The 12,353-nt window shown below is 41.2% G+C and carries 10 protein-coding genes; 7 read left to right on the top strand and 3 right to left on the bottom strand.

The features are described 5' to 3' along the window. Positions 1-6: 6 nt before the first annotated feature. The 3 genes from AC6HZ4_RS26825 to AC6HZ4_RS26815 all read left to right on the top strand — a co-directional run bounded on the left by AC6HZ4_RS26825 (position 7) and on the right by AC6HZ4_RS26815 (position 2,583). Positions 7-252: a hypothetical protein gene (locus tag AC6HZ4_RS26825; protein WP_497492958.1), complete on the top strand. Its 246-nt coding sequence runs from the start codon at positions 7-9 to the stop codon at positions 250-252. Between the two features lie 299 nt (positions 253-551). Further along, positions 552-1,658, top strand: a complete 1,107-nt coding sequence (locus AC6HZ4_RS26820) for a GerAB/ArcD/ProY family transporter (protein ID WP_497492957.1) — start codon at positions 552-554, stop codon at positions 1,656-1,658. Positions 1,659-1,752: 94 nt separating this feature from the next. Then, complete coding sequence (locus AC6HZ4_RS26815; RefSeq protein ID WP_497492956.1) at positions 1,753-2,583, top strand: DUF2935 domain-containing protein; 831 nt, start codon at positions 1,753-1,755, stop codon at positions 2,581-2,583. A gap of 139 nt (positions 2,584-2,722) precedes the next feature. Here the strand turns inward: AC6HZ4_RS26815 and AC6HZ4_RS26810 are convergent, their stop codons facing one another. After that, entirely contained in the window at positions 2,723-3,988 is a 1,266-nt protein-coding gene (locus AC6HZ4_RS26810; protein ID WP_497492955.1) for a methyl-accepting chemotaxis protein, read from the bottom strand. 364 nt (positions 3,989-4,352) lie between these two features. On the opposite strand from AC6HZ4_RS26810, the gene AC6HZ4_RS26805 reads away from it, so the two are divergent. Next, positions 4,353-6,545 carry a DNA topoisomerase III gene (locus AC6HZ4_RS26805; RefSeq protein WP_497492954.1) on the top strand — a complete coding sequence of 731 codons (2,193 nt, stop codon included), beginning with the start codon at positions 4,353-4,355 and terminating at the stop codon, positions 6,543-6,545. A gap of 40 nt (positions 6,546-6,585) precedes the next feature. Here AC6HZ4_RS26805 and AC6HZ4_RS26800 read toward each other — a convergent pair whose 3' ends face one another. Then, positions 6,586-7,233, bottom strand: coding sequence for a trimeric intracellular cation channel family protein (locus AC6HZ4_RS26800; RefSeq protein WP_497492953.1), 648 nt, complete (start codon positions 7,231-7,233; stop codon positions 6,586-6,588). 404 nt (positions 7,234-7,637) lie between these two features. On the opposite strand from AC6HZ4_RS26800, the gene AC6HZ4_RS26795 reads away from it, so the two are divergent. The 3 genes from AC6HZ4_RS26795 (at position 7,638) to AC6HZ4_RS26785 (ending at position 10,912) form a co-directional block, all read left to right on the top strand. After that, on the top strand, positions 7,638-8,837 hold the full coding sequence (locus tag AC6HZ4_RS26795) for an MFS transporter (RefSeq protein WP_497492952.1): 1,200 nt from the start codon (positions 7,638-7,640) through the stop codon (positions 8,835-8,837). 158 nt (positions 8,838-8,995) lie between these two features. Then, the gene (locus AC6HZ4_RS26790) at positions 8,996-9,712 is read left to right on the top strand and encodes a LytR/AlgR family response regulator transcription factor (RefSeq protein ID WP_497492951.1); all 717 of its coding nucleotides are present in this window, start codon (positions 8,996-8,998) and stop codon (positions 9,710-9,712) included. Positions 9,713-10,033: 321 nt separating this feature from the next. Next, complete coding sequence (locus AC6HZ4_RS26785; protein ID WP_497492950.1) at positions 10,034-10,912, top strand: LysR family transcriptional regulator; 879 nt, start codon at positions 10,034-10,036, stop codon at positions 10,910-10,912. Positions 10,913-10,972: 60 nt separating this feature from the next. Here the strand turns inward: AC6HZ4_RS26785 and AC6HZ4_RS26780 are convergent, their stop codons facing one another. Further along, a complete protein-coding gene (locus AC6HZ4_RS26780; protein ID WP_497492949.1) occupies positions 10,973-12,202 on the bottom strand; it encodes an aminopeptidase in 1,230 nt (409 codons plus the stop codon). Positions 12,203-12,353: the final 151 nt, after the last annotated feature.

The raw sequence follows: 12,353 nt of genomic DNA, 5'->3' as shown, positions 1-12,353 counted from the left end.
CACATTATGGTGCAAAGCATCTCGATTTTTCTGTTTGCTGCTTTTATAGCAGTGTGTGAGCTGCCCTCGCTTTTGCAGCAGGAGTCAAAAAAAGATTTGTTAGTGTTTGTTATGTTTTTGGTTGCAGGTATGACGCTCAGTATTCTTCAAGCTCTGCATATTCCTGTTCCGAGTCCGATCGAGTTCATTACATTTGTATTTGAACCGTTAGCCCATATCATAGATGGCATGCTAGGGATAAGGAGGGAATAAGGCAGGGACAAGAAGGATTTCTTTATTGCAGCTTGGTACCCTTATTTTTCTGTTTATTACTGGTAACTAAGCCTTTTTATCCTGTTTCTGGTAATACCTTATGCAAAGCGGGTCTTTACCACGGTTGCTGTGTGTAGGGAATTTTTAACTGAAATTCGGATAATTAGTACTTCTCTATGCAGTGTTTTGATGTCCGCCCTTTTTTGTATCGGCAATGAGGGGCAGGAAAGACAGTGGAGTCATAGTAATTTTGCGGTATTTCGTTTTAAGAGAATTTTGTTTTTAAGGAAGGGGATAAGATGGAAAAAGGAAGGATATCACCATTGCAGCTGGGCATCCTTGTTTTTATGTTTATTATTAGCAGCGCAACCCTCTTAGTCCCTTCTCTAGTAACATTTTATACGAAGCAGGATGCTTGGATTGTAGCGATTATTACTATGTTTGTTGCTCTTCCATTTGTATGGTTGTACATTTCTTTAGGAATGCGATACCCTGGTTTAACGCTTATTGAATGTACGGAAAAAATTCTGGGGAAATGGTTTGGAAAGGCTGTTTCAAGTTTATTTATATTTTATTTCTTAATTCTCACCTCGGGGCTTTTACGTCAGTTGGGAGATATGCTTGCTACGTTAGTCCTGACAGAAACGCCAATTCAGTGGATCGAGATTCTGTTTTTTTTACTCGTAATTGCAGCAGCACGATTAGGTATTGAAGTATTCTCAAGAACGTCGGAAATCCTTTTCCCTTGGGTGCTCAGCTTTCTTCTTTTTTTAATCATAGCATTATTACCCCGCATTGAGCTGGAGAATATACAGCCTATATTCGAGGAGCAGCTGAATATGATGGCAAAGGGTACCTTGATTCATATAGGTATTCCATTTTTGGATCTTATTATATTTCTTATGGTTTTTCCTTTTGTTTCAGATATACGTAAAGCCAAAAGAGCTTGGTTTGCAGCAGTGATAGCAGGAGGTAGTAGTATTGTATTGACTACGCTGCTAGCTATCCTTGTTCTAGGGGCAGATTTTGCAACACAATCTGTCTATCCCGTATATTCATTGGCTAAGCTGGTTAGTATAGGTAATTTTCTTCAAAGAATTGAAGTGGTAGTAGGTGGTATTTGGTTTATTACGCTGTTTTTTAAAATAACAGTTTGCTTCTATGGTTCTGCGCTCGGGATTGCACAGCTTTTTAAATTGCAGCATTATAAGCCTTTAACCTTTCCGCTTGGCATGCTCGTCCTTTCTGTATCACTGCTTATGTTTTCAAATACTATGGAATTTAGGGAATTTGTAATGGAGATATGGACAGTTAGTGTTGTTCCGTATGGTTTGTTTTTTCCGGTTATTCTTCTAGTCGTCGATATGATAAAACAAAGGAAAGCTCTAAAGAGAACAACTAAGTAGCGCCTTCTCTTTTCCATCTTGGCAGCAATATGTCTTTTCATGCTATGTGGGACAGTTGCATATATATAGTATGAAGAAAAAAGAGGAGGAATAGATGATGGATGCAGCACCTTCCATTTCTGTTTTAGAGGAGCATCTTTTTTGGTTAGAAATTATCCAAGATCATGCGTATTTTGTACGAGATCACTTATCTTCTAGCGAAGGGCAATGGGTTGCAGCTGCAGAACAATATATTCGCTTATTTGAACAAGTGCTGCAGCAAGTAAATCAAGTCAGTAAGCAGGCAGAGGTTTCTTCCCCTGAAATGATTAATTTGGCAAAAGCAGCATGGCCAGTCACAAGCGGCTACTTTCAATTAGAAGGACAACTCCAAAATTTGCGTATACAAAATAAAGTAAACTTGAACTTGACTCCGACATATTTAAATGGAACGCTAAATGAAAATCAAGAATACATACGAATGCTTTCTTTCTATGTAAATGGACAAACACCACCTCCGCTTCCTTTAGTAGACTTAATGGATTTATGGTTGGAGGATCAGCTGGGGCATGCTGTCTTACTAAGAAACTTGCTTGACCCCATTGAAGCTGCTGTCATTAAGCAGGCAGAGCTATATATCGCAAGATTTCAGGCATTTATTGTACAAAACCATCATATGAGAAGCTTTCTGAGATTTTCACCCCCGAACATGCCTCGTCAGCAGCTGATGGCACTGGAGGTTGGACAAACTGCAGTTGAAATGAATGAGTTTATTCAAAAGATAGTCGTCCAGTTTCGTACAACACAGCTATTAAGCCGGACGACGTTACGCTTCTTAGAGCACCACTTTCCTGAAACATGCTATTTTGTTAAAAAATTAAGTTTTTATGCACCTGCATTATCGTCTGCTGCTGCGAAATGTTCATTGAGAAAGCCTTCCTTTTAACGAACTATCTCTGTCTCTAAAAAGGCGGGAAGTTCAATTGAGTCCATGGGCTAATCATTTCCATTCCTTGAGGAAGTAAAGCTTTTGTCTATTTTTGATGAAAAAAGAGGCAATCCTAAGCAGGAAAGCCTCTTGTTCTTTATACTTTAAATTTGTTGACCAGCTGTTGTAAGTTCTCTGCCATTCCTGATAAAGTGAAAGCGGAGGAGCTAATTTCCTCCATGGAAGCAGATTGTTCTTCAGCTGAGGCAGCGACGTGTTGTGTGCTTGCGGATGTTTCAGCTGCAATAGTGGAAATTTCATTCATAGTGATAGCAACCTGCTGTGCATCGATGGACATTTTGTTGGCTGTTTTCACCATTCCCTGGATTTGGTTAGCTACATCTTCTGTTAAATGTAGAATCTCTTTGAAATTGCTCTCTGTTTCTGTTGCAGCATCAATACCGGTTTGTACTTCCTTCTTTACATGTCCCATTACTTCTATAGAATGCTGCATATCCTTTTGAATTTCATTAATAAGGGCTGTAATCTCGCCCGATGCTTGTGCGGATTGCTCGGATAGCTTTCGAACCTCATCCGCTACAATAGCAAAGCCGCGTCCATGCTCCCCTGCACGAGCCGCTTCAATCGCTGCGTTTAATGCGAGCAGATTTGTTTGACTTGCAATTCCCTTAATGACACCCAGAATTTTATCGATTTCCTCTGATTTCTGTCCAAGCGCCTGAATGACAAGATCAGATTCATTTACAGAATGATGGATCGAGCTCATTTGCTGAACGGTTTTTTCAACAAGTCTTCCTCCGTCCTCTGCTTTTTCCTTCGTATAGGAAGAAGAATTGGAGATGGAATTGGAATGCTCGGAAATGTGCAGAATGTCCATGCACATATTTTCCAAAAGTGAAAAGCCCTTTTGTACGCGCGAGGTTTGATCATCCGAACCGGCAGCAACCTGTTGAATGGCAGCTGTAATCATCTCTGTTGCATTGCTTGTTTGCTCTGCACTCGCAGTTAATTGCTCAGATGAAGCAGCAACCTGCCCAATAGAGCCTTTAAGCTGTGTAATGAGAGAACGGAGTGACTCCGACATTCGGTTAAAGCTTGCACCTAGTTGACCAATTTCATCGTTTGAATGAACAACAATCTCTTCGGTTAAATTACCCTCACTGATTCTTTCGGCAGCCTCTATTAGTTCGTTAAGCGGTTTGGTGATGGAACGAATAAGCAATAACGTCACGATTCCTCCCGCTAGTAAAGCAGCCATAATTACAATAAGCTTGACATATAAAACAGACTGTGTGTCTTGGAAGGATAAAAATCCAATTAATAAGTTAGAAATGAGTAAAATAGATAAAAACCCTAATATTAATTTATTTCGAATGTTCAATTTCGGGAATGAGCGCATCATCTTATCCTCCTGATTTTTATAATAGTGGAATATACAAAGAGATCGTTTCTATTATTGTAATAGAATTTGACAGGTTTGGCAGTAGCCAAATCCACCTATATGAGGGGTTTTTGTGCAGGTAAAATTTGTTATGTTTGAAAAATATTAATAGATAGCCGAGGAATGGTTTTTTAGGGAAATTTGTTACCTATACAGAACCTTTTGTTTTCTAAAAAATCCAATATAGGTAAATTTTTATGAGTACTTGGAAGGCTTATTATACATGTACGCAATAATTATGATAGAATGAATCGTCTTGTTTAAAGGAGAAAAAACTTTCATATGTTAAAATATAAAAAATTGTAATTTGAGAGGATTGTTAGGAATGAGCAAAATCTTAGTATTAGCTGAGAAGCCGTCTGTAGCTAGAGATATTGCACGAGTGCTGCGCTGCTCCAAAAAAGGGAACGGCTATTTGGAAGGTGATACATATGTTGTTACATGGGCACTTGGACATTTGGTTACATTGGCGGATCCAGAGGCATATGATGAGAAGTACAAGTCATGGCGTATCGAGGACCTGCCAATGCTTCCTCCTCATCTCAAGCTTGTTGTCATGAAACAAACAGGGAAGCAATTTCAAGCTGTAAAGGCACAAATGAACCGGAAGGATATTAAGCAAATTGTAATTGCGACGGATGCAGGACGTGAAGGGGAGCTTGTTGCGAGGTGGATTATTGAAAAGGCAAATGTGAAAAAGCCTATCAAACGGCTTTGGATCTCCTCTGTTACGGACAAGGCCATTCAAGACGGCTTTAAGAAATTGCGTGAAGGAAAAGAATATGAAAACTTATATGCTTCAGCTGTTGCTCGGGCCGAAGCAGATTGGTTTGTCGGAATCAATGCAACGCGCGCTTTAACATGCAAGCATAATGCGCAGCTTTCATGCGGGCGTGTGCAGACACCGACACTTGCGATGATTGCGAAGCGGGAGGAAGAGATTCAAGCCTTTCAGCCGAAATCCTATTATGGCATTTTAGCAATGACGAACAATATACGGTTTACATGGCAGGATAGTAAGACAAAGGATACAAGAACATTTTCAAAGGAAAAGATTGATCTGATCCTCGCTCGTTTGCAAGGAAAGAATGCGCAAGTTAAAGATGTTCATAAAACACATAAAAAGAGCTATTCTCCGCAGCTATATGATTTAACAGAGCTGCAGCGCGATGCAAACCGAATCTTTGGCTATTCTGCTAAAGAAACACTATCGATCATGCAGAAGCTGTATGAGCATCATAAGGTTGTTACATATCCGCGAACGGATTCGCGTTATATTTCAACAGATATCGTCGAAACGCTTAGGGATCGCGTGAAGGCATGCAGCGTGAAGCCGTATGCAAAGGTAGCTGCAAAGCTGCTTCAAAGACCGATTCAAACGAATAAGTCCTTTGTCGACAACAGCAAGGTGTCTGACCATCATGCAATCATCCCGACAGAGGAATCTCCTATCATGGGAGAATTTAGCGATAAGGAACGTAAAATCTATGACTTGATTATTAAGCGATTCCTAGCTGTATTGTCTCCTCCTTTTGAATATGAACAAACAACTATCGAGGCGGCAATCGGAGATGAAACATTTACTGCAAAAGGAAAAAGAGTACTGTCTCAAGGCTGGAAGGAAGTATATGAACATAGCCTGGAGGATGAGGAGGATGAACAGGCGCAGGATCAGCTTTTGCCTGCAGTTCATAAAGGTGATACCTTACAGGTCGTTCGCTTTTCGCAAACAAAAGGAGAAACGAAGCCGCCGGAGCTGTTCACGGAAGGAAGTCTCCTATCTGCGATGGAAAATCCAGCAAAGTATATGGCTCATGAAAGCAAGGATTTAATTCAAACAATTGGAAAAACAGGCGGACTTGGTACAGTTGCGACAAGAGCGGACATTATTGAAAAGCTCTTTAATAGCTTTTTAATTGAGAAAAAAGGAAAGTATATTTCAATTACTTCAAAAGGGAAGCAGCTGCTTGAGCTCGTTCCCGAGGATTTGAAATCCCCTGCCTTAACAGCTGAATGGGAGCAAAAACTTGAGCGTATCTCAAAGGGTTCACTGAATAAGCAATCTTTTATTCAGGAAATTAAGAGCTACACTAAAGCGGCCGTTCATGAAATTAAAAATAGTGAGAGAAAGTTTAAGCATGAGAACATAACAGGTACAAGATGCCCGGATTGTGGAAAGCTGATGCTTGAAGTGAATGGAAAAAAAGGAAAAATGCTCGTATGCCAGGATCGCGAATGTGGACATCGGAAGAATGTTTCAAAGGTAACAAATGCCCGCTGTCCGCAATGTCACAAAAGATTAGAGCTGCGAGGAGAGGGAGAGGGGCAAATATTTTTCTGCGTTTGCGGTCATCGTGAGAAGCTATCAACCTTTAATGAACGACGCAAGAACGAAAAAAATAAGAATGTATCTAAAAAGGAAGTTTCCAACTACCTGAAGAAGCAAAGCAAGGAAAATAATGAGCCTTTAAATACAGCGTTAGCTGATGCACTTGCGAAGCTAAAGCTGAAACAGTAAGGTAATTTCCAAAAATAGAAAATAAGGAGAAAGAAATGCGCTAGTTCTGCATTCCTTTCTCCTTATCTTTGCTTATTTCTATATCGGTTTTAAACACAGGAAAGTTCACATTATACATAACGGATACTACTCTCACAATAAAGGTAACAAGTAGGCAAATATATAAAGACATGATGTGAGGAACGAGGTCATACGTAATAAATAAACTCATAGCACCTATAATGGAAGCAATTGCATAAATTTCCTTCCGAAATACGTACGGAATGTCCTTAGCTAATAAATCACGTAAAATTCCTCCGCCAATACCAGTAATAACCCCCATAGATACAATGAGAAAAGGGGCATTCATGTGATGGGTGAGGGCGGCGTTGGCACCAACTGCTGTAAAAACACCAAGACCAACTGCATCCGAGATCATAATAACGTTTTGCAGCTTATTAACTCTTTTGTAAAACAACCATGTAAGCAATGATGTACATAAGCTGACAAAAAAGTAAATGGGTTGAGTAAAAGCGGCAGGCGGCAGGTTCCCAATCATAATATCTCGCAGGACGCCTCCGCCAAGCGCTGTGGCAACGCCAAGGCAAATCACACCGAATAAATCGAGCTGTTTTTTCATGCCGACTAAAGAACCTGATATCGCAGCTGCAATAATACCGATAAAAATAAAAACATTAATAACAGTCATTTTTTCCAGGTTCCTTTCTTTTTCTTTATACATACGGAGAAAATATACAACAAGTTCAGGGAAAGCACAACAGTTGTTTCGTCATATGCAAAAAAGAATGAAACAGAAGGAGAAGAAAGCGTTGTGAAAGTTTAGGATTTCGTGAGGCTGCTTGTTATTCTCTATGCGATTTGTTATAGAAGAAAAATGCACATAAGAAGTGAGAGGAATCACATACTAAGTAAAAAGGTTTCTTATACGCATATTTGTCCAAATGGCTGCTTGTTTATTGGACTTCTTCCCAAAGCTGCATCGAAGTCGCTTCTATCTAGAAATTTATACTTTCTTAAGTGTAAAAAAGTATACTTCTACACTGCAATACGTGTAAAATGCTAAGTGTAAATATTGGAAGCAGGAGGTTTATCATGGTTAAAGCAACAACAGTTTCCAATCGGAAGCTCCTTGGCGTCGCTGGCCTCGGTTGGCTGTTTGATGCAATGGATGTGGGGCTTCTCTCCTTTGTCATTGCAGCGCTGCAGAAGGATTGGGGTTTAAATGCAAAGCAAATGGCTTGGATTGGAAGCGTTAATTCTATTGGAATGGCTGTCGGTGCTCTGGTATTTGGTTTATTATCAGATCGAATAGGCCGAAAGCAAGTCTTTATTATTACACTATTATTATTTTCAATCGGAAGCGGATTAAGTGCATTCGCTACTACGCTTACTGTTTTTATGATTATTCGATTTTTGATTGGTATGGGTTTAGGAGGAGAGCTTCCGGTTGCATCTACACTTGTCTCGGAAAGTGTACCGGCGAAGGAGCGCGGCAAGGTGGTTGTCTTGCTAGAGAGCTTCTGGGCTGGAGGGTGGCTCATCGCTGCGCTCATTTCCTATTTCGTGATTCCGAAATATGGTTGGCAAACTGCCATGATTATAAGCGCGATTCCAGCTTTTTATGCACTTTATCTGCGATGGAACCTGCCGGATTCGCCCCGCTTTCAGCCGCAGCAAGCAAGGCAGTCCGTTTTGGAGAAAATAGGAACAGTTTGGTCAGCGGCATATGCTCGTCCAACAATTATGCTTTGGGTGCTTTGGTTTTGCGTTGTATTCTCGTATTACGGCATGTTTTTATGGCTTCCGAGTGTTATGGTACTGAAAGGCTTCACTTTGATCAAGAGCTTTCAATACGTGCTTATTATGACAATTGCGCAGCTCCCAGGTTATTTCACAGCCGCATGGCTTATTGAACGAGCGGGACGAAAGTTCGTTCTTGTTACCTATTTGCTTGGTACAGCAATTAGTGCCTATGCTTTTGGACAAGCGACTTCGCTTGGGATGTTAATTTCCTCGGGAGTTTTTCTCTCCTTCTTTAACCTTGGTGCATGGGGGGCGCTTTACGCTTATACGCCAGAGCAGTATCCAACAGCAGTTCGCGGAACGGGTGCAGGAATGGCTGCCTCCTTTGGACGTGTCGGCGGTATTTTAGGGCCGTTGCTTGTCGGCTACCTTGTAGCGCAGGAAACTGCGATTTCAACTGTTTTTATTATTTTTTGTACGGCAATTATTGTCGGTGTACTTGCTGTGTTATTGTTGGGGAGAGAAACACGGCAGCAGGAGCTTGTATAGAGGAAGCGGATGCCGCTTCCTTTTTTACATATTGGGTCGCATCATCGTCTTCCTGCAGAAAACAGAAACAGTTTGTAATCTAAGAGGAATTATGTCGTTTTAAGTCGAATATACATATTATATTCGACAACATAGAAAGAGTTAGGTGGTAAATGGGAATGAAGATTTTGATTGTAACCGAGCAGGTAGAGAGCAGAAACCTGATCTTGCAAGCGGTCGAACAGGAAGTAAATAAGAAGGAGATTTTAGAAGCTGCTACAGCATTTGATGCAATGAAGCTTATGAAGAGGTACGATCCTGATTTTCTGTTTCTTGATGTACAGCTCCCGGACGGAAGCGGCTTTGATGTTGCTGAGCTAATCAAGCAGTTCGATTTGACAGCGCAAGTCATATTAATGGGAGAGGATGTACAATACGCGGTAGATGCATTTCGTATGCGTGCATTCTATTACTTGCTTCAGCCGCTTCAGGCAGATGAGCTTTCTTATCTCGCTTCTCTGATAGAAAAAGAGAGAAAGAAGAAATGTGCGAATGTCCTCCAAAAGCTTCCCATTGAAAACCACGAAGGAATTTCTTATGTTTTTCCTAATGAAATTATATATGTTAGTAAAAATAAGGAAAATAAAACCGTCTCCATCTATACAAAGGAAGCCCAATTTACATCAGTTTATACACTGCAGGAACTAGAGGACAAGCTCACCGCCCATAATTTTTTACGAGTGCATAAAAGCTATCTGGTTAATCTGTTGTATATAAAAGGGCTCAGGCCGTATTATAACGGAACATACAACTTATACTTAGATGGCTGCATGGACTGTCCCATTCCGGTAAGCAGAAATTATGTAAAACGTTTGCGAAATAAGATAGAGGTGTAACATAAACCCGCAGCTTGTTCTACTATCTATTTTTATCCTTGCAGCTGGTCAGAATGCGGGTCTGCTTGGAGTGGCCGGATTGCTTCGTAAATATGGAAAAGGTTTTAAATCCTTTTATTTGCCAAAAAACATCGCAATGCTTCGCAGCACTAAGGGTCATGCGCAGCAGGGCTGGTGACACGATGTCACCAGTCTTTTTTGTACCTTTATCCATCAGTAAAATATTATTTTATGATAGGAAGAAGGCAAGCTGCTTTGTTATAAGGAAAATAAATAGTTATAATAATTACAATAAGCGAACTCTAATAAATGAGGTGTAAAATGGAGCAGCAGCTGGATGTATTCGTAAAGGTCGTGGAACTGAAAAACTTTTCGCTTACAGCACGGGAACTGCATATGACGCAGCCGGCGGTAAGTCAGCATATTCAAATGCTTGAAAGGGAATTAGGGACAAAGCTATTAGAGCGGAATAATAAATTTATTCGTCTCACGCATACCGGTGAGATTGTGTATTACCATGCAAAGGAGATTTTAGGACTATACGCAAGAATGAAGGACTTGGTAGAGGATGCGATGCATGAGGCAAGCGGAAAGCTTCTCATTGGTGCCAGCTACACATTTGGGGAGTACATTCTGCCCCATGTGATTGCAAGGCTGCGGGATGCATATCCATCCATTCAGCCATCCATTACGATTGCTAATACACAGGAGATTGTACATCTCGTGAAAAGCTATCAGCTCGATGTCGGCATTATCGAGGGAGATTTGAATGAACCGAAGCTTCACACTGAGCCGTTTGCGAAGGATAAAATGCTTTTGTTTATTTCTCCAAAGCATCCGCTTTCCCAAAAAAAGAATGTATCTATACTAGATTTGCAGAATGAAACATGGATTGTTCGTGAAATTGGATCCGGCACGAGAGAGGCTGCGGAGAAGCTGTTTGATGTCTCGCAAATTAGACCGAAGCATATGATGGAATTTGGAAGTAATCAAGTGATTAAGGAGTCGGTAGAAGCAGGGCTTGGTATTACGCTTTTATCACAATCAGCGGTACGGAAGGAACGAAAGCTCGGCACACTTATCCCTCTGCAGATTGAGGGACTTCCGCTTGTGAGGGACTTCTCCATTATTACGAAGCCGATGAAATTTCAGCCCCGTGCAGTAGATGTATTTTTGCAGCTCCTGCGGCTAGAAAGCTAGAAAGGACAAGAGAGGGAATCCTTGTCCTTTCTACCATGCATATGAGTATCCTCAGCTATTTCAAATCGCCCAGTTTCCATTGCGGAATACAGGTTCACGCTTTCCGTCCTGTGTGATACCGTCAATGTTCATTTCTGCAGAGCCAACCATAAAATCTACATGTGTAATACTGGTATTGGCACCGTTTTTCTCAAGCTCCTCCTTCGTCATCGTTTTACCGCCCTCTAGGTTAAAGGCATAAGCGCTTCCGATTGCAAAATGAGAGGATGCATTTTCATCGAATAATGTATTATAAAAGATAATATTTGTATCAGAAATTGGAGATTTGTGCGGCACTAGCGCAACCTCTCCTAAATAATGAGAGCCTTCATCGGTATCAATGAGACGTTTCAATATTTCCTCACCCGTTTCGGCTATGCTGTCGACAATTTGGCCATTTTCAAATGTTAGGGTGAAGTTATTGATTACATTACCGCCGTAATTTAATGGCTTTGTGCTTGTTACATATCCATTCACACCGGTTTTTAGCGGCATTGTAAAGACTTCCTCAGTCGGGATATTTGCGATAAATGGTATACCATTTTCATTTTCGCTGCCGCCGCCTACCCACAAATGTTTCTCCACAAGCTCTACTGTTAAATCAGTACCTGGCGCTGTATAGTGTAAGGCTTTGTAGTGCTTTTGATTGAGGTAATCAACCTTGCTTTGCAAATGAGCACGATGCTCACGCCATGCCTGAACCGGATCCTCTAGATTCGCGCGTGTTGCATAAAAAATAGCATCCCACAGCTTAGCTACCTGTTCCTCTTCTGCCGTCTCAGGAAATACCTTCGCTGCCCATTCCTTCGTTGGAACAGAAAGAACAGTCCAGCTTACTTTGTCTGACTGGATATAACGGCGGAACGTTTCCAGTGCTTGGCCTGTTGCTTTTGTCGTATTGGCGATACGCTCCGGGTCAACACCCTTTAACAAATCTGGGTTTGCCGCATGAATGGACAAAAAGGCCGCGCCCTGCTCTGCTAATTCTTCATTTGCCCGCGCCTTCCATGCCGGAAACTCAAGAAATGCCTCGTCGGGAGCTAAATCATACTTCGTACGCGTGAGCACCTCGTCTGCCCAGTCTACATATACATGCTTAGCACCTGCTTCATATGCTTTTTTCGCAGCCAGGCGAACAAAGTCCAGAGCCGCAATGGGTGCATTGATTTGCAAAGTTTGTCCCTTTTGGATATTCACGCCTACTCTCACCGCTAAGTCAGCATACTTCTCTAAATACGTTTCGAATGACATGGGCATTCTCCTTTATGTAAAAAAATGGTTTGTTTCCATTGTACTAAAAAAGAAATGAAATAAGAAATGATTTGCAAGGGAAATGGATTAGGATTTCTCGCAATTAACTCACCCTCTCCTCATAAGGATAAGAGCGCCTTTAGCGGTGAGG

This window comes from Ectobacillus sp. OTK (assembly GCF_059698935.1).
The sequence above is the reverse complement of the archived record's forward strand: the minus strand, read 5'-3'. Positions and strand labels throughout refer to the sequence as shown.